The sequence below is a fragment of the Pseudobutyrivibrio sp. OR37 genome, from assembly GCF_900113655.1.
Classification (GTDB): Bacteria; Bacillota; Clostridia; order Lachnospirales; family Lachnospiraceae; genus Pseudobutyrivibrio.
The window spans coordinates 26,293-48,448 of the sequence record NZ_FOQF01000011.1; the positions used below are offsets into that span (position 1 = coordinate 26,293).

The following is a 22,156-nucleotide window of genomic DNA, read 5'->3' on the forward strand; positions in this document are numbered from 1 at the left end:
ATTCTGTTTTCAAATTTTAAAACTTAGAACTCTGGTTCAATCAAACCGTAAGCTCCGTTTTTTCTCTTATATACTACGTTGATTTCATCGGTATCGGCATTGCGGAACATAAAGAAATCATGTCCTAGCATTTCCATTTCAAGGCAAGCATCCTCAGCATACATAGGCTTCATATCAAATGTTTTCTTACGGATGATCTGGATTTTCTCCTCATCTGCTTCCTTCTCTTCTATGAAATCCTGAGCGAAGATTGTTCTTGAATCTGACTGCTTTCTATCGATGATTTTATTTCTGTGCTTTTTAAGCTGTGCCTCTAATGTATTTGTCACTGCTTCGATTGAAGCATACATGTCTGATGTGGTTTCCTCAGCTCTAAGATAAGAGCCCTTCATAGGAATAGTAACTTCGATTTTCTGACGTCCTTTCTCTACGTCAAGAGTGATTATAGCCTCTGTGTCCTTATTAAAGTATTTGTCTAATTTGGTGAAACGCTCCTCCACAGCGTCCTTTAATCCTGCAGTTAACTCAATATTCTTTCCTGTGATTGTTGTTTTCATGATGTCTACCACCTTTGCGACGTATTTGAAAAACTTTGAAGCAGATTAGCTATTAAGGCTAATTTGATATTTGCCAAGAGGTTTTTCATGTAAAAATTATACCAAGACTATCACTTTTTAACAAGGCTTTTATCTGAAATCTTTCTTAATTAATTATTAATTGTATATACAATGAGTCTATTCCTAAGGAATAACTGTTTTCTGAGGAATAAAAAAAGATGTGATATAATAACTATCAAAAGGAAGGTACATACAATGAAAAAAACTGCAATCATAACTGGAGCAAGTAGAGGAATAGGTAGGGCTTGTGCGTCTGCCCTTGCCAAGGAAGGCTATCACCTCGCTCTGTTTTGTCACAACAATATAGATATGCTTAACGACTTCGCAGCAACACTGCGCAAGGATTACAAAATAGAAGTTTACACCTATGCCGGCGACATTGCTGACAGCGGCTTCACTATTCCTGCCTGCGAGGATGCCATAGAAAAGCTTGGCCAGGTAGATGTTCTTATCAACAATGCAGGCATCGCCCACATCGGCCTACTTACAGATATGTCGTTAGATGAGTGGGACGAGATGATTGGCACTAATCTTTCGCCACTTTTTTATACTGCAAAGGCTGTTGTCCCTGCTATGGTTCATGCAAAATCAGGCAGCATTATCAACATTAGCTCTATGTGGGGAACTGTGGGAGCCAGCTGCGAGGTGGCTTATTCTGCTGCAAAGGGCGGAGTAAATTCCTTCACTAAAGCATTAGGTAAGGAGCTTGCACTAAGCGGCATAGCCGTAAATGCCATTGCCTGCGGTGTGGTTGACACTGACATGAACGGCATGCTATCTGCCGAAGAAAAGCAAGAGCTTTCCGACGAAATCCCAGCTGGCCGCTTCTGCAAGCCAGAGGAAATCGCCGAGGTAGCTCTTTCAATAATAAAAGCCCCATCTTACATGACAGGGCAGATAATTGGTGTGGACGGTGGCTATATCTAAGCTAGACCATAAGGGTCCTTTCCATTTCGTCCCACTCTAATTTATGGAAATGTGTTTTGAAATCCGCGATTTGTTTTTGATCCACTTCTGGGAGCTGATATGTGCTAAGCTCTTCTAAAATCATTTCCACAGCACCATAGTCCATGGAAGAGCACACTTCCCTAAGGGCACTATAAGCATCTTCAAGCTCATCCTCGGTGATGGGCTTTTTTATTGCTTTAAGGCGCTGTTTCTCGGTCATGTAGCTGGCGAGCTTTATAGAATAGCTTCTGTATAAGGAAAGAAAGCTATCAATATTCGCATCAATGTATGGCATGTTTGCTGATTTACCAGATACTTCAAGCAACCGTGCCTCTTCTGAAAGCTCCTTTGCACCAATCATTCTTGCAGAGGTTTTAAGTGCATGTACCTTTATAGTGAAAAGCTCTATATTAGCCTTTTGATATGCATCTTCCAGTGTATTAGCATTGTCCTCGATATCAGTGTAAAATGCTTCCAAAAACTTATCAAAATCCTTCAGGCTTCCGCAATACTGTAGGCCATCCATAAGGGATATGCCGTCAACCTTGGAAAGCTCTATCTTATTAATATTCATTTCTACCCCACTTTTAAATTATTACATCCCTAGTATTTTTCTCAAGTATTCTTTAAACTTTGCCTCTTCTTCGGGAGGAAAGCAAATGGTAGCCCCAATTCCTGTGAGCCATCCATATAGCTGAGGAGATACTGCCACAGATACTCTTGCCTTCACGTGGCTATCTCCGTCAGGTCTAACATCGATTTCCTTGCCAAATTTATCCAGCACAACACCAATCAGACGCTTTTCAAATCTGATAGTGACCACCCTTTCGTCACCTGAAAACATACTGATGTGCTGCTTGGCGTATTCATGCGGATTAAGAGCCTCACGTTCTTTGACACCGGAACGCTCCTCGAGAGCCATAGACGCCGATATCATTTTATCTACACGGTAATGTCTGATTTCTTTGCTATCATCATCGAAGGCAACCAGATAATAGTTTTCATCATTTCGAAGCAAAAACGCAGGGCTTACCGTATAGATTTTACCACCATGTCTAGGCTTCATTTCCTTGGTAAGAGTCCACTCCTGATATTTGAAGGACATTTTCCTATCGTTATCAAGGCACTGATAAATAACATCAATAGTATAAAAGATTTTTTCATTACCTGCTGCTGTTTTTTCTGGCACCACCACCTGACGTGATAACTGAGCCGCATCATCTATGCTGGCAAGACCAGTAAGCTTATCCACAAGCTCCTTTGTTTTGGTGGTAGATATAAACTTTGATGCACCTACCGCGTCCACAAGTAGCTTCAGCTCTGCCAGTTCAAACACTCGGCTTGCAATATAATAGCCTTTTTCTCCCTTAACCACGTCGATACCTGCATCCATGAGAATGTCCATATCCCTGTACACAGTCTTTCGCTCCGCCGGAATCCCCTTTGCCTTCAGGCGCTTTGTCATTTCCACTGCATTTATCTGATGATTCTCGTCGCTTTCTTCCATGAGAATCTGATATTCATTTAATATCTTAAATTTCTGTCCCCCGACGTGTGGCATTGGCTTACTCCTCGCTATTTTTACTTGAATTATATTGTGCTATAATATACTTCGATTATAAAAGATTTATTTTTTGATTTAAAGGAAATATATGAGTAGAGAAGATTTTTATAAGAAATGTAGAACAGATTATCCCACATTTACTTATCAGGGATATTCTTACAAATTAGATGATAAAGGTGTTAGCATGACCTTCGATTTTTCAATCGATGGTCTTTCAGAGTTTCACCCAACATGGTTCATTCCAAGAATCCATGCTACCTGCGATTTAGATGAGAATCTCATTGATGAAATGGTATTCTCACTTGGTATGGTTGAGCTTATCAGCTATTGGAAGATTGCCTGCCCACCAACTGTTTTCATCAAAGACAGAATGCTTAGTGCTGAACAGGTTAAATGGTGGAAGAAGCTTTACTGGGGCGGCCTTGGAGAATTCTATTACACCAACGGCATCGAGGAAAACCAGGATTGCTTCATGTCTATCAAATGTGATTCTGAAAAAGCCTGCAACATGCCTAAGTTTGCTACAAATAACAATCTTGAAACAGGTGATACACCAAAGGTAATGATACCTGTTGGTGGCGGTAAGGATTCGGTAGTTTCTATCGAGCTTCTTAAGAATAAGGCTGATGTTAACTGCTACGTTATCAATTCACGTGGTGCCACTGATGCCACTGTTGAAGTAGGTGAGCTTACCGACAAAACTATCTACGCTAAGCGTACACTTGATAAAAACATGCTTGATTTAAATGCAAAGGGATTCCTTAATGGACACACTCCATTTTCAGCCTTGGTTGCATTCTCAAGCATTATTGCAGGATATCTTAACGGCCTTAGCTTCGTGGCACTTTCAAATGAATCCAGTGCCAACGAATCCACAGTTGCTGGCAGCTATGTAAACCATCAGTACTCTAAGTCTTACGAATTCGAAGAAGACTTCAGATACTACGAGCGCACATTTATCGGAAGCGGTGTTTACTACTTCAGCTTCCTTCGCCCACTTGCAGAGCTTCAGATTGCTATGCTGTTTTCTAAATTCAAGAAATACCACAGCGTGTTCAAAAGCTGCAATGTAGGTAGCAAGCAGGACATCTGGTGCGGCCACTGTCCTAAGTGCCTTTTCGTTTACATTATTCTTTCTCCATTCCTTACATTAGAGGAATTGGATGCCATCTTCGGCAAAAGATTATTTGAAGACGAAGGCCTTATGGAAGACTTTGATAAGCTTTGCGGAATCCTTCCAGAAAAACCATTTGAATGCGTAGGAAGCCGTGATGAGGTTAACGCATCTATCATTGAAGCAATTCGCATATACGATAACAAGGGAATCGAACTTCCACTACTTCTTAGCCACTACAAAGATGCTAAGCCTGTAGCTTCAGACGATTTCAAAGCTATAGTAAATGCGTACTCTAACGAGCATGGCCTAAATGAATATTTCGAAAATATAATAAAGGACGCTTTAAAATAAAATGAAAGAGACAATTAGAAATTTAGTTAAAGATAAAAAGGTTTTAATTCTTGGTTTTGGTCGCGAAGGTCAGTCAAGCTTTCGCCTTATTTCTTCAGTAGGAGGATATGAATGCTTAGACATCGCTGATGCTAATGCAGTAAGCTCAGACCTTACAGCCATGCACAACGTTATCACTGGGGCAAACTACTTAGATTGCCTGGATGATTATGATGTAGTATTAAAGAGCCCTGGCATCGTTCTTCCTAAGGATATCAAGGAATACAAATGCCACATAACATGTCAGGCAGATTTATTCCTTATGGTTTACGGTGCTCAGACAATCGGTATCACTGGTACAAAGGGCAAGTCCACAACTTCTTCACTTTTATATCATATACTTAAAACATGCGGTAAGGACGTGCTATTCGGTGGTAACATCGGTCTTCCTATTTTTGATATTACAGACCAGATTCATCCACGTACCATTATCGTATTTGAGCTTTCTTGCCACCAGCTTGAATATGCTCATTATTCACCATCTAAGGCCATCCTTCTAAACCTTTACGAGGATCACCTTGACCACTATGGCACTGTTGAAAAATACTGGAACGCTAAGAAAAACCTTTATAGAAATCAGGGCTACTGCGATTTCCTTTTCTGCAATCCTGATTTCCTACCAACACCTGGAGAATGCAAGGCTGCTGTTATCAAGGTTAAGTCAGCAGACCTTCCTTTCAAATCATTTGAAGAAATCCCTGGTGTTACTCTTCGCGGAACACACAACCTTTTCAACACAGCCTTTGTATATGATGTTTGTAGAAGATACGACATCACTGATGATGAATTTATGAAGGCTCTTGCAAGCTTCAAGACACTTGCTCATCGTCTTCAGTTCATTGGCAAGAAGGATGATGTTGATTACTACGACGATTCAATCTCTACCACAGTAGAATCTGCCATCAGCGCAGTTCGTGCCATTCCAAATGCTGGCACTATCTTACTTGGAGGTATGGATAGAGGAATCGATTATGACCCATTAGTAGAATTTTTACCTACCACTAGATTAGAACACATTATTCTTATGTACGACAGTGGTAAGGTTATTTTAGATAAGCTTAAGGCTACTGCAAGCGAGGATTTCATGAGCAGAGTTACTTACATTGAAGAGCTTGCTGACGCCTGCACATTTGCTCTAGAAAACGCTAGCAAAGGAACTGCTGTTATTTTATCACCAGCCGCTGCCAGCTACGGACACTTCAAAAACTTTGAGCAGCGCGGAGATTTCTTCAAGGAACACGTTGGTCTATAGAGGGTATCCCCGGAGGATTAAACTATGCCAAGACTAAACCTAAATCCAGAAGGTCCAATCACAAGACATTGCGAAAAGTGTGGTTGCAGGATACCTGTCAGCTCACCTTACGATAAATGTAAGGAATGCATGAAAAATGAACTCTTTCCAAAAGTGAAAGAGTTCATTCTAAATAACTATGATGTTAATGAAATGATGGTAGCCCAGGAATTTGGAATCGATAGAAGTCTCATCCATGAGTGGGTCCGTGAAGGTCATCTTGAGTACAAACGTACTCAATTATAACCTACTATCATGACATGTGAAATACACGGTCTGGCGTTCATCCGCTATAGTATGAAGGAGTTTTAACGACTCCTTTATTTTTTTGTCGTCAAGATTGGTGAATGGATCATCCAAAATGAGGATTGGCTTTTCCTCTGGATAGAGCACATCTACAAGTGCAAGGCGAGAGCAAAGTGCCACCAAATCCTGATATCCCTGAGATAAATACTCTGCGCTCTTGGTACTTCCTGAATAGCTAAGCTTGATGTTAAGGTCCATATCAAGCTCGAAATCATCAATGGCGTAGCCAGACTGTGTTCCCTCTGGACCATCAATAAGGCTTAAGTATTTATGCAAGCCATTCTGAAGTGGCTGCATGTATTTGGACTGGAAGCTTTCTCTGGCGCGATTAAGGAAATCTTCTGTCTTGCCTAAGATATCAGCTTCCTTTTTGTACTCCTTTTCCTTTACCTCAAGACGCTCTATCTGCTCTGATATATCGCTTAATCGCTCTACCTCTTCAAGAGCCTGTGAAAGATTTTCCTTCTCCTGAATCAGCTGCTTATTAAGCTCCATAATCTGTTCATCCAGTTCTGACTGCTTCTGCTGCAAATCATCAACGGATTGAACCTCTTCGTTTACATCGAATTCAGCTTCAAATTGAGCTATAGAGTCCTTAAGTTCATCAATACGAGCCTTAATCGCCTCGTATTCACGCTTTTTAATACCAATGCTTTGAATAGCCTCAGCGCGACGCAACGTCTCATCTACAGGATATCTTTTGACGATGTTTTCAATATCAGCAGTCATGGTTCTGATTGAGTTCTCATGACTGGCCAGTTCCTCTAAAGCTTCAAGGTGCTTGGCGTATTTATCGGAGTCCTTCTTAAGCTGAGCCAAAAATTCGTATTCACCACCCATATCATACAGATTAATTCCATAGCAGCTGGCAAATGGCTGAATCTTGGTGTAAAGCTCCAGCTGTAAATCCGCAAGCTCATCAAGTGTGCCCTCAGCCTCCTGATGGCGTGAGTTTTCCTCATCTAAAAGATGTCTATATTGGTCAAGCTTACGTCTGATTTCGTAAACATTTTCCTGCATGGTTGAAGCTCGTGTAAGAAGGAAGTGTGATAAGAATTCCTCGCATTCTTCCTCTAATTCTCTAAGTTCCAAATTGCTAAGCTCAAGTGCATCCTCTTCCTCTTCAACTCTATCTGCATATTCTTCAGACTGCTTAAGCTTATTCTTGTGAGAACGGCGTCCACTAATTATCAGGAATATCAAATCAGCAATGATAGCCACAACGCTGACAATTTCAACAATCCTTCCAACAATATCTGCCATGTAATTGCTAAACACAACGCCTGAAAGGATAAATATAACAAGAAGGATAGTGCCAAGTATGTGCCAAACCGTAACGGTATTGTTGCGGCTTACCTTTTCGTTGGCCTCCTGCTCTGCCCTTAAGGTAATAAGTCTTTCGTTGCTTTGGCTAATACGTGCCTGAAGACCTGTAATCTGGGTTGTCTGACGTTCTATGTGAGCCAGCTGCTCATCTGTAGGCACCAGCTTATCAAAGAAGAATTTAAGCTCTGTAAGCTGTTTAGATGATTCCTCTGATAGCTTTGAATGTTCTGCCTTGGCTCTAAGCTCAGAAAGATTCGCAGCCATTTTGTTCCACATGGCAAACTCTGTGTCATCTGGGATTCTGTTCATAAATGGCTTATCAAAAACATTTCCTTCTCTATCAAGGTCTTCATTTAAGGCCTTAAATGCTCTCTCGTGAACAGCCAAATCACGTTCGGTCTGTTCCAGCATGATTATCTCATCATCTGTAGGAATGCCTGCTGCAAAGAAGTTATCAAGGTCTGATATCTTTTGCTCCTCGGCCATAAGATTTTCCTTGTGAATCTTATAGGCGCCAAGCTCCTGCTCCTTTTTACTCTGAAGCTGGATTCTTTCTGCAAGCTTTGCCTTTTCATTGTTAAGATTATCCAAGTTCTGCTGCTTTTCTTCAATAAGGCAGCTCATGGCCTCAACGCTCTCTTCAATGGCTGGAAGCTTTTCAAACTCTTCCTTGCATTTATTAATTTCCTGCTTGGTGCCAAATAACTTACCTGGGTTTATCTTACTGTTGCGGGTGTATTCTACCCTTGCATCCTTAACGCTTTTAAGGGCTGTATCAAAGTTATTGATATCATCCCTGGCTGATGTAAGATTTCCCATTTTAGCATTAAGGGAATCTGTCATGGCTGTGCCCACAGAAAGCTGTGGAATGTAAACACTCTTCTCGAAAGAATCCCTGTCCACTAAAAACAGCTCCTCGCCAATGTTCTCTGTAAAATCATTACACTCTATGCCTGTAACATTGTCATACAAAGCAAAGGTATCGTCCTTATCAGTCTTGCCAAAGGTACGCTCAATGCGGTACTGTCTATCCTTTACCGCAAATACGATATTACCGCCACACAGACTTCCATCCCATGGCAGATAGTGATTTCGCTCTAATAGCTTTTTTCTAGTATTTGGTGAATACTCCAGACCGTAAAACATAGCCTTAATAAACACCGAAAAGGTAGTTTTACCCCAACCATTCTCCTGAAGGATTGAGTTAAAACCATCCTTGAAGTCATATTTAAATTCTGTAATCTTGCCAAAATGGGCAATATAACAAGAAATCAGTTTCATTTACAATTCCTCCCCCATTATGGCTCTAATGCCGATTTCGATAATTTTAGCCTTTTCGTCCTCATCCATATCCTGAGACTGAACAAGTCTGACGAATTCGCCCTTCAGACTCTTATCGTATTTGAAGCTTTCGTAATCTACAAGAGTCTTGGTTCTGTCATAACACTTTACAAAGAAGTATCTATTTTCGAATAAGCGAACAAAACGAATGATATCAAGCTCATCATCCAGCTCACGCTCGCCTGTAAGTACAAACTTAACCAAATCCTGATCATCTACATCTAAAAGATTCTCTCTAGCCTTGGCAGCTACCGCCTGTAAATCCATATCAGCAGTAACCTCTACATTTATTTCATGCAAGCGTCTAAGAGCAAATGGAATGAATTCAGATGTAATCTGACCATCCTCTATCTCCATGAGAACAAAGCCCTTATCACCTGTCTCATCGAAGCCTCGGCCCTCCAGGCAGCCCGGATAGCAGTACACGCCTCTATCATCCAGCGCCTCAAAGATAAACTTATGAACATGGCCTAAAGCCAGGTAATCAATAAACTTACCCTTAAGAGCCTGTGTATTGATAATCTCTGCCCCGTCTTTGCCATCATAATCAGACTGCTGACCATGAAGCATAACGATATTGGTAGCTGCTGAATCAAGCACCAAACGCTGAGCCATAGTAGACACATTGGCAGCATTCAATTCCATACCTGTAATAACAACGTCCTCACAGGTATAGCTAGTCCAACCATCAGCATTAAACATATGAAAATTAGAAGGTATTTCATCTATACCCTCTTCCATAAAATCGCATCTGTCATGATTGCCCTTAAGATAGTAGAAATCAATCTCTGGAGCATCAACAATCTGCTCCACAACACGTCTCTTAATATCCTTACGAATATGAGTCTTGTCAAACAAATCTCCGGCAATCATAATAGCCCTAACACCGTTTTGCTTGGCGAATTCTACCATACGCTCGTAGGTCTCCACCAGCTCAATACGACGAAGAGCCGCTTGCTCTTTATCTAAATTACTTTCCATTTTGGAATCTAAGTGCAGGTCTGCACAGTGAATAATCTTCATTCGCATTATCCCCCGATAAAACTACGTACATTCTATCATATTTGTTACATCTTGTAACTAACAACCTCCATGTAGAAGGGGCTTCTTACATTACTATTTCTACTCTCAGGCCCCACTACTGCACAGCCCTCCATGGTAATACAATCGCAGATTCTAGTTTATCTAAATGTGTGTTATCTTGCTTATCTATTAGTAGGTGTTCTTACAAGGTTTTACAATTCTGTCGGTAAGGTGTGTAGGGAGCGGACATAAAACGAAAGTATAGTGGCATGAGGATGAAGGGTGTAGGCCCTCCCCTATTTGCCTTGGAACGAGCTTAGTAAAATAAAAAGTGAGTTTCACATATATTGGCATGAACCGCTAGGATGGCGGTTCAAGTGCGAAAGCAACACGATGTTGCATAGAGCACGGTGCCTATATATGAGAAACTCACTTTTTTAATTTTACTTAGCGAGTGGAGTGGCAAATAGGGGAGGGCCTACACCCTTCATCCACATGCCTCTCAGCCTACAATTATGTCCGCTCTCTACACACATTACCTTCGAATTGTAAAAGCCATGTAAGTACACCTACATAAGCAAGATAACACACATTAAGATAATCGCGAATCTGCTCAAATGATATTACCATGGAGGGCTGTGCAGTAGTGGGGCCTGGGAGTGCATTAAAAAATGAGGCCACCTATAAATAAATAAGTGACCCCACCTTTTGATGAGTTTATTCTTCAGATGATAATCTGAACTGGCTAACCACCTGTGTAAGGCTTTCGGAAATCTCGTTTTGTTTATCAGACATTTCGTTGATTCCTGTGACTGTTTCTGAAAGATTTTCGATGGAATCCATTACGTTACCGCTGTTGGCTGCAGTGTTTTGTGTGGCCTCTGCGATGTTTTGGATGGCATCTCGTACCTCGCTCATGATTTCCTGAATTGAATCAGTCATCTGAGATAGCTTTTCTGAGGTCTCCTTGATAGACTCAGCATCCTGTCCATATCTTTCAGCTACATCCACGAAATTCTTGTAATCAGGTGTAACCGTTTCGGAAACATAATCCAGAAGAGATTTTGCATTTGTAGCAAGTCCTTCGAATGCATCCTGTATTCCAGAAATTGTTTCCTGAATCTTTTCAACAGAATCAGTTGTCTGGCCTGCCAGCTTTCCGATTTCTGTGGCAACTACTGCGAAGCCCTTGCCCTGCTCACCTGCACGGGCTGCTTCGATAGATGCATTTAGAGATAGTAAAGTGATTTGGTCGGCAATGTCTGCGATTACGCTGGCCATCTCACCGATATTTTCAACAACCTTTGACTGTGCAATACTGCTTTCAAGTTTTTCCTCAAAGCTGCTCTGCAAAGTCTGTGATTTATCAAATGCTTCCTGGCTGCTCTTGCCAATTTCTGCTGCACGCTTCTGAATGTCGATTGCCAGGTCGAGACTGCCTTTAGTCTCATCATTCAGATTGTCTGTAGACTGTGCAACCTGATCTACTGATGCTGAAAGCTGCTGAGTTGCTGCAGATGAATTCATCATATCTGCATTAACATCTCCCATTACATCAACAATCTTGTCGAACTCTATCTTTAGCTCTTCAGCAGAGTATTTTAATCTACTGCTGGCCTCATTAATATCTACAGAATAATCAGCAATGCTTTGGATTACACCCTTGTTATTTCCATACATTTCGTTAAGAGATGTAGACATAACAGCAAGCTCATCCTTACCCTTTACGGATAGATTATCAATAGTGAAATCACCACTGGCAAGCTCGGTTGCAAAATTCTGAACCTTGCGGATTGTCTTGGCAACACCACCGATTCCGATAACGATGATTACAATGGCAACTAGCACTGCAACTATACATACTGCAATCAATCTGTTAATCAACAGATAAATAGGCTGCATTAATTCGTAAGCATCTATGGAAACCATCAGCTTCCATCCTGTTAAGCCGATAGTATCGTAATATACCTTGTGATCAGTCTTTCCATCATTGTAGGTTGTGATTCCATTAGTGTTCTTTAGAACTTCGCCAATCATGGTCACTACTGATTTATTATCATCTTCAGTAAGGAAAGCACCTTCCTGAACCTTGGCATCATCATAGCCTGCTATAAGAAGACCATCTGCAGATGTAAGTATTCCAACGCCGGACTTACCGACCTTGATACGTCCAATAATATCTGTTATGGCATACAGCTCGATATCTACAGTAACACAACCGATTTTTTTCCCATCCACAACAATTGGTGTTGAGCAAGATGACATGACTATTCCTGATGTTGGATCATAGTAAGGGTCTGTAATCATCGGACTGTCACTATTCATGGCGTTTGTATAGTATTCCTGGTTAAAATAATCGTACTCTGCATTACTGTATTCCCATGTGGTGACTGCAGCATTACCATCCTTGTATACATAAGGGCCATAGTACTGCTGCTCAGGGTCGTATGCGTATGGCTCAAACCAAAGTCCAGAGCCTAAGACAATATCATTTGTAGCTATCATATTCTCAAGCATCTTCTCATAAGCTGCCCACTCTGTGTAGGTGTATGAAGATGCAACACTGATAGCAATAGAATCTGCCAGGGTTTCTACATCCTTTAAATAGCCCGTTACTTCTGAACTATTTGCTCGAAGCTCAGCGCTCATTGATTCCTGTGTTTTCCTATCTACCAAAATCTCACTTGACGTAGCAGACATGATTGTCAACACAATCTGAGCCAGTATTAATACTGGAAGTATCATTACCAGCATCTTAGTACTAATCTTTTTAAAACTCATATCGTTCCCTCCACATAGTAACCCCATGGTTATAAAATGTATTCTATTACCTATGTGTGTATAAATGTTGAAAATTCCTCAGATATACTATGAACTTTTCTATGCATAAAAAAACCGCCTGGCAACTATCTGCCAGACGGTCTAAATTCAATTTATTGTTCTGCCTGCTTTAAGAAAATATTTTCAATAGCATTGATTATCTTGGTCTGCATAGGTGGCTTTACAAAATAGCCTGCTGGCTTCAAATCAAGTACGGCATCTACATGCTCCTTATCAGCTATTCCTGTAAGGAAGATAACTGGAACATCTTTGTAATCATCCTCTGAACGAATCATCTCAAGAGTCTGTCTGCCATCTACCACTGGCATTTCGTAATCAAGGATGATTAAATCAGGTCTGTCCTGCCCCAAAGCCTTCATACACTGAGCTGCTGATGTGGCAAGAGTGACTCTGTATTTATCCTGAAGCATGTTACGCATATTGCGAAGTAGCACTGGATTATCATCTACAACAATGATATGGCGCTTGTCTGTTTCAACAACCGCATTTAAAATAGCATCTGCATTCATTCCAAATTCCTTGCAGATGGCTCTGATAATAAGCTCTCTGTTGGCCTGCAGAACGTTCTTAAACTGGCCTGAGTAGTAGTAAGAAATGAACATCTGCTTCTTAAGCTCTTTACCATAAGTAATAACAGGTAGTTCGCCATTATATTCCTTGATTGTTTCGAAGATATCATCCTGAGTTGCATCAAAATCATCGATATCCATGAGCACTAAATCAGGTGTATATAATTTCAGCATGCTTTTAACGATTTTTGCATTGCTGGTGCACAACTGTGTATGAAAATGTTGTGACAAAAACGAATTAACATCAGTTGGCGAGTCCGAACTAAAATCCCCTACAATTAGTATTTTACGCATATTATTCTCCTTAACTCTGTAGCTTTTCTATATCAGATAGTGCCTCATCTTCTTCTAAATTCATTACATGCATATTCAGATGCTCCAATCGTTCCTGGGTTTGGGCATCATAGGAATATGACATTATCTGTTTCATATTATTATCCGCAGCCTCTGAATCGTGGGTCATGATAGCCATCTTCAGCATCTCAAGTAACGCAAACAAATCATCCATATCTTCCATTTTTGGTTTCTCTACCTCTGATGATAATACAGATAATCTATTCTTCATAGTATCTAATTCTTCTATTAGAATAGGAGTTAGCACTTTTATTCTGTCCAAATCTCCATCTCTGGCAGCATATTCACAAAGCTTGGCAAGTCCACCTAAGGATGTGGCGCCAATCGTATTGGACATACTCTTAACACCGTGGACTTTTATTCGATAATCCTCCAAAATAGAAGCATCTAGACTATTATAATACCTTAGAATCTCATCTCTTTCAAATCCTACTGAATCATAAAAATCTATTGCTGTCTGATAAACCATATTTGTATCTGGGAAATGAAGTAATGCATAATCCCAGTCTATACCTTCTATGTCAGGTAATTCAATCTTCTTTGTACGATTTTTTCTTGCTTCATCCTTGGCATCTGGCTCGTGATATTCCATCAAGTTTTCTGGTAGGAAATCGCGAATCATCTTTTCAAGCTGAGCTGGAACTACAGGCTTTGACAAAAATCCATGGAAGCCCATAGTCAAATATCTATCCTTTGCTCCTGCAATAGCATTGGCTGTGAGGGCGATGACAGGTGTTCCAAGGCATCGGTTTCCATCAACCGTAGCCATAGCCCTGAAGGTTTCTACACCGTCCATTCCAGGCATCATGTGATCCAGGAAAATCATATCAAAGTGCTGATTTTTTATAAGCTGTAAGCACTCTGCGCCGCTAGCAGCCTCTTTGATTTTCACCTTTGAATCCTTCAACAGTGCCACAAAGACTTTTCTATTCATGGCATTGTCATCTACTATCAAGAAATTAGCGTTTGGTGCCTCAAAGCTGGTGCTGTACTCATAATTTGATGTGAGCTGCTTAAGCTTTTGGGCAAAATCTCCAATTGGCTCCTTGTTTACTATTTCCTGGGTAAGAGTGAAGTAAAATGTGGAACCAGAGCCATAAACGCTTTCCACCTCCAGATTACTTCCCATCATCTTAAGCAGATTCTGAGTGATGGTCATTCCAAGGCCAGCGCCCTCAATGTTTCTGTTACGATTAACCTCTAATCTTTCGAAGGATTCAAACATTCGCTTGATATCCTCCTGCTTGATTCCTATACCTGTATCCTTTACCTTGAAGGTTAAATCTACAAAATTTCCAAAGCCCTTTTCACAGCTAACAGATATTTCGATATATCCCTCCTGAGTATATTTCACCGCATTAGTAATAATATTTGTAAGTACCTGCTTGATACGAATATCATCACCTAGCATGTCGCATGGGATGTTGCTGTCGATATTTAGCTTAAGCTCCAGATTCTTTTCCTTGGCGCGAAGTGTGACGTTGTTAAGCACATCATGCATAAGACTCATGAAGGCATACTCGCCTTTTACGATGCCCATCTTACCTGATTCGATTTTGGTGATATCCAAAATGTCGTTGATAAGTGAAAGAAGATTCTGGGATGCTGTCTTTATATCAAGGGCGTATTCCTCTACCACCTTTTCAGAGGTCTCCCTTAAAATCATCTCATCCATACCCATGATAGTGTTGATTGGGGTTCTGATTTCATGGGACATGTTTGCAAGGAAATTGCTTTTTGCCTCTGTCGCAGTCTGTGCCTGTTTCTCAGCCTTCTTTGCCTGCAGCGTTTTTTCTAGAAGGTCATCATTATTGATTGCCGCCTGCTTGTAAAGTCTATCGTAAATGCTTCGCTGGAATTTGATAATCAATCCCATGGCAAATGCGCTGATGAGCAGTGACTGAACAACATCAAAGAATTCACTCTGTCTAGATTCAAGACTAATAACGTATTCAGGATGATAATAGGAAATTGCATAACAACCTGAAATAATGGCTACATCTGTAAGTAGCATGAACAAAAAATCCATGCCATCCAATAGCATAAAGATGAAAATTATGCCCATTGAAAACCAACAGACCATACCGCTGTTTATTCCACCAGTCACGAAAAACATAACCGGGAACAAACCAATAGCTACAGCAAAGCATACCGCTATGGTGCTATTCTTAAGGCAATTACGGAAATTGGCCATGTAAATGCACACGCCATCAATAATTATAGATATGAAAATTACGGCTGTCAGTACTGCTGACATGCCGTTTATTATATTAAATGGAATTGTTACGACTCCACCCACAAAACCAGTAATAGTAATTATATTAAACAATACTAAATCTGTAGGCAGGTCCTGGCTAAAAAATTGCTTATTAAATGCCTTGAGCTTCTCCAAAACTGTCACTCCAAACTTTATTAGACTTATCTACAGGAATAGCATGCAATACGCGATACGCATGCTATTCTAAGATAAATATAATAAAATATTATGGATTCCACAAGTACTTGAAGGCGTAGAAAAAGTGAAGATTTTGTGTCCTAAATATTTTCTATTTGCCAATCGATAGGAGCAAGATTATGTTCCTTTAAAAACTGATTAGTCTGGCTGAAATGTTTGCATCCAAAAAAGCCTCTGTAGGCTGATAAAGGTGATGGATGTGGTGCTCTTAAAATCAAGTGATTAGGGTTGTTAAGCTTGGCGCATTTTTTAGCTGCTGGAGAACCCCAAAGCAGGAATACTATTGGTCTGTCCTGCTTGTTAAGAACATCTATTACTGCATCTGTGAACTGCTCCCAGCCCATACCAGCATGACTGGCCGCCTGATGAGCACGAACTGTAAGTACATTGTTGAGCATCAGTACACCCTGTCTGGCCCATTTTTCAAGGTAACCATTATTTGGGATATAGCAGCCCAAATCATCATTTAATTCCTTATAAATATTTACAAGTGAAGGTGGTGTCTTCACCCCAGGCTTTACTGAAAAACAAAGTCCATGTGCCTGACCAGGCTCATGATAAGGATCCTGCCCAATGATTACCACCTTAACATCCTTAAGTGGTGTGAAATCAAAGGCATTGAAAATATCGTCTGCTGGTGGGTAGACAACATTTTCATGGTATTCCTTTTTTACATTTTCATATAGTGACTTGTAGTATGGTTTCTTAAATTCTGGAGTAAGTGGCTCCAACCAATCATTAGAAATCGCTGACATTTATTCTCCTTCTACTGTAATATCCAGTCATCCAGTGGCAGCCAGAACCCCTTCTCCTTAAGCTCCTCCTCAATCACATCCAGTGTCTCCTCACTATCAGCGCTGATAACGTGATAATGGTATCCGCTGGTTGCAGAGCTAAGTGATTTGGATTTTCCTGACTTGATAGCCTCCATAAATTCCTTGGCGGCTCTTCTACTGCTGACATTAAGTGGAGCTTCTAATCTGTTGTAGTATCTATGATTGATGATGATGTTTTCAGCACATCCTCCATTATCTACAATTGCATATAATTCATCTAAAATCTCATCATCTGTGTGATGGCTTTTGATGATTCGTTTGCATTTGCTTTCAGCATTAATAACATAGCCTCTGTTGGTAGAAGTAATATCCACTCCATTGGCTCTGATCAATGCCATGTCTGTGACGATAACCTGACGGCTTACATCCAATTCTTTAGCAAGGGCAGTTCCGGACACAGGAGTATCGCATTTACGAATTATTTCTATTATCTTTTTTCGTCTTGTTTCTCCGTCCATTTTGCCTCCATTAAATTGCATGCAGATTCTTCATTGAAATATCAAGTATTGGTGCAGAATGTGTAAGCGCACCGCTTGATACATAATCAACTCCACTGTCTATTATGTTTTTAATATTTTCCTTTGTTACATTGCCAGAGCATTCTGTCTTTGCTCGGCCATTAATTATTTTAACAGCTTCCTGCATAGTTGCAACATCCATATTATCAAGCATGATAATATCTGCTCCTGCATCTGCAGCTTCCTTTACCTGCTCAAGAGTCTCTGTCTCAATTTCAATCTTTCTAACAAATGGAGCATATGCCTTTGCCATTTCTACTGCCTTCGCAACAGAGCCGGCCGCACCGATATGATTATCCTTTAAAAGTACACCATCTGAAAGATTGTATCTGTGGTTTTGACCGCCTCCGCACTTTACAGCATATTTTTCGAAGATTCTCATGTTTGGTGTAGTCTTTCTTGTATCCAGTAAGACTGTCTTGCTGCCCTCTAAAAGCGCTGCCACCTCATGAGTGTAGGTTGCGATGCCGCTCATTCTCTGTAGATAATTAAGGGCCACACGCTCGCCAGAAAGGAGCACACGAATATCGCCCTTTACCTTTGCCATAAGCTGTCCCTTGATTACCTTGTCACCGTCAGAAACATATTTTTCTACTTCTGTATTTTCATCAAGGATTTTGAATACACGCTCATAAACCTCCATACCGCAGATGATTCCATCCTGCTTTGCAATAAGCTCAACCACACCTGGCTTAGACTCTGGCATTACTGCATTGGTGCTTACATCCTCGCTTGATATATCTTCTCTAAGAGCCATTTTGATTAGCTCGTCTGCATTCAGTCTCATAGTAATATCGTTCATTATATTGCCTCCTTCTCGGCTCTAAGATTTGCTTCTTTTTCGATTTCTCCCACTACCATGGCATGATAGTTTTCCATTATGCTAGGAAGGTCTTCATACCCGTCCATATTTACAAGGTTAGCAAAATCCTCTGCATGTTTAAAGCTGTTTTTAGCAGTAATATCTGCTGCTGCACGCTTGGCAAAAACCAGACTCTCAAGTAGTGAATTGCTGGCAAGACGATTTCTGCCATGAACACCATTGCAGCTGGTTTCACCTACGGCGTAAAGCTGCTCCATTGTGGTCTTGCTGTCCTTATCCACATAGATTCCGCCCATGAAATAATGCTGCGCTGGCACTACAGGCACCCAGGTCTTTAGTGGATCGTAGCCTGCCTCCACACATCTCTTGTAGATGTTTGGGAAATGATTCAATATCTCATCCTTTGGTATTGGTGAAAAATCAAGCCACACATGCTCTGTGCCCTGCTCCTTCATTTTTGCAAGGATGGCATTGCTTACCACATCTCTAGGCTGTAGCTCATCTGTAAAGCGGTCACCATTTTTATCACGAAGAACTGCACCCTCTCCTCGCACTGATTCTGAAATAAGGAAGCTTCGTCCGTTCTGTCTTGTAAAAAGTGTTGTTGGATGAATCTGTACATAGTCGCAATTTTCCAAGCGTACATTGTGATACATGGCAAGTGCCAATGCATCACCTGATATGTGGCGGAAGTTTGTGGAATGTGGGTAAACTCCGCCCAAGCCACCGCAGGCAAGCACAGTAACATCTGCTTCGATAGCTTCTGTTCTGCCATCCATATCTGCTACCACGATTCCGTAGCAGGTGTTATCATGGCATACCCAGTCTACCATTGTGGTGTGAGCCTTAAGAGTGATATTATCACGTTCCTTAACTCTTGCTAAAAGCTTGCTGGTGATTTCCTTTCCAGTTACATCTGCATGGAACAGAATTCTGTTGTTGGAATGAGCTCCTTCCTTCGTAAATACGAATTTGCCATCCTTCTTTTCGAATTCCACGCCATAGCCTTCCAAATCGGCAATAATATCCTGTGAGCTTCTAATCATTATCTCAACAGATTCCTTACGATTTTCGTAATGTCCGGCGCGCATGGTATCCTCGAAATAGGCCTCATAGTCGTCCTCGTCCCTAAGCATGCAGATACCGCCCTGTGCCAGGAAGCTATCACATCCATCTAACGCATCCTTTGATATACAAAGTATCTTTTTATCTGTAGGAAGACTAAGTGCACAAAACAGACCTGCTACACCAGTTCCTACTATTACAACATCATATTTTTCCATTATTTTGCCAACTCCAACATTCTTTTTAGAGGTACAAGGGATTTTTCCCTCTTCTCCTCACTCACCTCTACTACTCCACTAGTATCTCTTAAGCAATCTCTTACCTTTTCAAGTGTCACCTTTTTCATGTTTGGGCAAATCTGCACTGACCCAGCTGCGTAGAATTCCTTTTCAGGATTATTCTTCTTAAGCTGATAAAGCACACCAAGCTCTGTGGAGATAATGAATTTCTTTTTGTCCGATTTGGTTGCATAATCAATGATTCCAGAGGTGCTTCCGATATAATCAGCAAGCTCAAGCACATCAAGTGTACACTCTGGATGAATAAGCACTTGGGCATCAGGATGGGATTCCTTGGCACGCTTAATCATATCTGCCGTAACAGCCTTGTGTACATGACAGTAGCCATCATTGAAAATGAAATTCTTCTCTGGCACCTTGCTTGCAATATATCTTCCAAGATTTTCATCAGGGATGAAAAAGATATTTTTATTTGGAAGCGCCTTCACTATCTTCATAGCGTTTGCCGATGTAACACATACATCTGAGTGCATCTTAAGCTCCGCTGTGGAATTGATGTAGCAAACCACTGCCAGGTCATCATATTCCTTTCTCACCTCTTCGATACGCTCTATCTGAGCCATGTGTGCCATAGGGCAATCCGCCTTGGCGTCTGGAAGGAGCACTGTTTTTTCAGGGTTAAGAATCTTTGCGGATTCTCCCATAAACTGAACTCCTGCAAACACAATAGTGCTTTCCTTCAAATCTACTGCTACCTTTGCAAGGTAATAGCTATCCCCTACATAATCTGCAATAGCCTGCACATCATCATTTACATAATAATGAGCAAGGATTACAGCATTCTTTTCCTTCTTCAACTGCTTTATTTCTTCCACCAGTGTCATAACATTTCTCCTTTTACGAATAGCCTTAATTGTCAGCTAGTATATCACATGCATTGTCTACTGACAAGACAGTAGTTAATACAGTAAAAGGTTACATGTTTTATTGGACTTTATATTTCAAAAATGTATAATAATAAGGTTGTAGAAATAAAAAAGAATAAGAGGTATTTTTGATGAGTAAAAACAGTTCACGAGCATCTAATTTTGAACTACTTAGAATACTGGCAATGCTCATGATTATTTCATATCACATCATTATTCATTGTGTTAATGTACAGTTGGTAAACACTGATTCCATCGAAAGATTACAAAACGGATGGTTTAATCAGCCTTTGTTTTTCAGGCAGCTTTTAGGCGTTTCCCTTATGATGCCATTTGGTCTTGTGGGAAATTCATTATTCATTATGATTTCTGGATATTTTTTGGCAGAGAAAGAAATAGATATTTTTAAGACTTCTAAGAAGCTTTTGTTGCAGCTATTATTTGCAGCCATTGTACTTGTTGGCGCTTCTGCTTACTTCATCTACAAGGCTCAATATTCACTACATTCAGATACATTGTTTAGCTATATCCGAATCCAGTATTTCAACAAGATGTCATGGTTTGTAGGCTACTACTTCATCATCATCTTTATTGCTTACCTGGGCCTTAACAAATTTTTATCATCCCTTGATAGCAAAAAATATTTAGGATTTTTGCTTGCAATACTTACATTGTCACAGCTGGGTTGGTCTGGCTCACTGTTAGATGATTTAGCGAAAGGCCTTCGTACTGTTGTTGTTGGAATTTTCCTATTCGCACTTGGCGGATACATCAAGAGATTTAATCCTTTTGATAGAATTAGAGCTTATGTATTTTTTGTAATCATTATCCTTACCAATGTTTTGATTGGAATTTCTTATTACAACACTGCCAACGGAAAAATTCAGGCGTATTACTACGGCATCACTGATACCACAGTAGAGCCTGCAGAATTCGTCCAGTATATGCCTAAATATGAAAACTACAGCATCGTGGTAATCATCCTTGGGGTTTGCATCTTCGAGCTTTTCAGAAGACTCCCTATGCCTTCTATAAAGGTTATAAACTGGATTGCAGCACCAACCTTTATGATTTACCTACTTCACGACAATGGCTTTGCTTACAGCATCTGGGAAACCAACGATTGGGTAACTTTACTGTATTACGATTTCTCTGGCTTCGCTGTTAAGCTCTTCACCTGGGCCTTGGCTATTTTTACAGTAGGCTTTGTTGCTTACTATATTTACTTCGCATTAGTTAAGCTCATTATTAAAGGAAAGTGGTTATTTATAAAAAGCGAATAAAATTAATATGATTTTATAATAAAAAAGGGCTCTTACAGCAAATGCTGTAACGAGCCCTTCTTTAGTCTTATTTATTGATAGCCTGTTCAATTCCAAGGGCAAGCTGATCTGCGCAGCTGGTGCCTTTGAAACCACAGATATTTCCTTTAAGAATTTCTACTGTGTGAGCAGCATCAGCGCCCTCTAAAAGCTTGCTGATTGCCTTGGTGTTGCCATCGCAACCGCCTGTGAATTTAACATTGTAAAGCTTGCCGTCCTCAATCTCAAAATTGATTTTTCTAGCGCAAACTCCCTTTGGTGTAAAACTGTACTGTTCCATCCTGA

At 40.5% G+C, this 22,156-nt stretch carries 19 protein-coding genes; 5 read left to right on the forward strand and 14 right to left on the reverse strand.

The annotated features are described in order from the left end of the window. Window positions 1–23: 23 nt before the first annotated feature. Entirely contained in the window at window positions 24–557 is a 534-nt protein-coding gene (hpf, locus tag BM097_RS07185; RefSeq protein ID WP_090547432.1) for a ribosome hibernation-promoting factor, HPF/YfiA family, read from the reverse strand. A 255-nt stretch (window positions 558–812) separates the two neighbouring features. On the opposite strand from hpf, the gene ymfI reads away from it, so the two are divergent. Further along, a complete protein-coding gene (gene ymfI, locus BM097_RS07190; protein WP_090547434.1) occupies window positions 813–1,544 on the forward strand; it encodes an elongation factor P 5-aminopentanone reductase in 732 nt (243 codons plus the stop codon). A 1-nt stretch (window position 1,545) separates the two neighbouring features. Here the strand turns inward: ymfI and BM097_RS07195 are convergent, their stop codons facing one another. Further along, on the reverse strand, window positions 1,546–2,139 hold the full coding sequence (locus BM097_RS07195) for an Hpt domain-containing protein (protein ID WP_090547437.1): 594 nt from the start codon (window positions 2,137–2,139) through the stop codon (window positions 1,546–1,548). A gap of 21 nt (window positions 2,140–2,160) precedes the next feature. Then, a complete protein-coding gene (locus BM097_RS07200; RefSeq protein ID WP_090547440.1) occupies window positions 2,161–3,126 on the reverse strand; it encodes a helix-turn-helix transcriptional regulator in 966 nt (321 codons plus the stop codon). A gap of 91 nt (window positions 3,127–3,217) precedes the next feature. Between BM097_RS07200 and BM097_RS07205 the strand changes: the two genes are divergently transcribed. The 3 genes from BM097_RS07205 to BM097_RS07215 are packed head-to-tail and all read left to right on the forward strand — an operon-like array spanning window position 3,218 to window position 6,173. Further along, window positions 3,218–4,597 (forward strand): MurL-like N-terminal domain-containing, encoded by a 1,380-nt coding sequence (locus BM097_RS07205; RefSeq protein WP_090547443.1) that lies wholly within the window; start codon window positions 3,218–3,220, stop codon window positions 4,595–4,597. A 1-nt stretch (window position 4,598) separates the two neighbouring features. After that, a complete protein-coding gene (gene murD, locus BM097_RS07210) occupies window positions 4,599–5,888 on the forward strand; it encodes a UDP-N-acetylmuramoyl-L-alanine--D-glutamate ligase (protein WP_090547445.1) in 1,290 nt (429 codons plus the stop codon). A gap of 24 nt (window positions 5,889–5,912) precedes the next feature. Next, on the forward strand, window positions 5,913–6,173 hold the full coding sequence (locus BM097_RS07215; RefSeq protein ID WP_090547448.1) for a hypothetical protein: 261 nt from the start codon (window positions 5,913–5,915) through the stop codon (window positions 6,171–6,173). Here BM097_RS07215 and BM097_RS07220 read toward each other — a convergent pair. The 10 genes from BM097_RS07220 to nadA form a co-directional block, all read right to left on the reverse strand. After that, window positions 6,168–8,840, reverse strand: a complete 2,673-nt coding sequence (locus BM097_RS07220; RefSeq protein WP_090547450.1) for an AAA family ATPase — start codon at window positions 8,838–8,840, stop codon at window positions 6,168–6,170. The two genes, BM097_RS07215 and BM097_RS07220, sit on opposite strands and share 6 nt — an antisense overlap. Next, window positions 8,841–9,923 carry a metallophosphoesterase family protein gene (locus BM097_RS07225; protein ID WP_090547453.1) on the reverse strand — a complete coding sequence of 361 codons (1,083 nt, stop codon included), beginning with the start codon at window positions 9,921–9,923 and terminating at the stop codon, window positions 8,841–8,843. It abuts the gene before it with no gap. Between the two features lie 717 nt (window positions 9,924–10,640). Continuing rightward, window positions 10,641–12,704, reverse strand: a complete 2,064-nt coding sequence (locus BM097_RS07230) for a methyl-accepting chemotaxis protein (RefSeq protein ID WP_177197399.1) — start codon at window positions 12,702–12,704, stop codon at window positions 10,641–10,643. Window positions 12,705–12,856: 152 nt separating this feature from the next. Next, a complete protein-coding gene (locus BM097_RS07235) occupies window positions 12,857–13,627 on the reverse strand; it encodes a response regulator (RefSeq protein WP_090547458.1) in 771 nt (256 codons plus the stop codon). A gap of 10 nt (window positions 13,628–13,637) precedes the next feature. Then, on the reverse strand, window positions 13,638–16,079 hold the full coding sequence (locus tag BM097_RS07240; RefSeq protein ID WP_090547460.1) for an ATP-binding protein: 2,442 nt from the start codon (window positions 16,077–16,079) through the stop codon (window positions 13,638–13,640). Between the two features lie 143 nt (window positions 16,080–16,222). Then, complete coding sequence (gene ung, locus BM097_RS07245; protein WP_090547462.1) at window positions 16,223–16,897, reverse strand: uracil-DNA glycosylase; 675 nt, start codon at window positions 16,895–16,897, stop codon at window positions 16,223–16,225. Between the two features lie 11 nt (window positions 16,898–16,908). Then, entirely contained in the window at window positions 16,909–17,436 is a 528-nt protein-coding gene (locus tag BM097_RS07250) for a transcription repressor NadR (RefSeq protein ID WP_090547465.1), read from the reverse strand. Between the two features lie 10 nt (window positions 17,437–17,446). After that, window positions 17,447–18,298 carry a carboxylating nicotinate-nucleotide diphosphorylase gene (gene nadC, locus BM097_RS07255; RefSeq protein ID WP_090547468.1) on the reverse strand — a complete coding sequence of 284 codons (852 nt, stop codon included), beginning with the start codon at window positions 18,296–18,298 and terminating at the stop codon, window positions 17,447–17,449. Further along, window positions 18,298–19,602: an L-aspartate oxidase gene (locus tag BM097_RS07260; protein ID WP_177197400.1), complete on the reverse strand. Its 1,305-nt coding sequence runs from the start codon at window positions 19,600–19,602 to the stop codon at window positions 18,298–18,300. The genes nadC and BM097_RS07260 overlap by 1 nt, the downstream gene beginning before the upstream one ends. After that, window positions 19,602–20,507, reverse strand: coding sequence for a quinolinate synthase NadA (nadA, locus tag BM097_RS07265; RefSeq protein WP_090547474.1), 906 nt, complete (start codon window positions 20,505–20,507; stop codon window positions 19,602–19,604). Before nadA ends, BM097_RS07260 begins: the two co-directional genes overlap by 1 nt. A 173-nt stretch (window positions 20,508–20,680) precedes the next feature. Between nadA and BM097_RS07270 the strand changes: the two genes are divergently transcribed. Further along, window positions 20,681–21,832: an acyltransferase family protein gene (locus BM097_RS07270; RefSeq protein ID WP_090547477.1), complete on the forward strand. Its 1,152-nt coding sequence runs from the start codon at window positions 20,681–20,683 to the stop codon at window positions 21,830–21,832. Between the two features lie 67 nt (window positions 21,833–21,899). Here BM097_RS07270 and BM097_RS07275 read toward each other — a convergent pair whose 3' ends face one another. Next, on the reverse strand, window positions 21,900–22,151 hold the full coding sequence (locus BM097_RS07275; protein WP_090547480.1) for a TIGR03905 family TSCPD domain-containing protein: 252 nt from the start codon (window positions 22,149–22,151) through the stop codon (window positions 21,900–21,902). Window positions 22,152–22,156 lie beyond the last annotated feature (5 nt).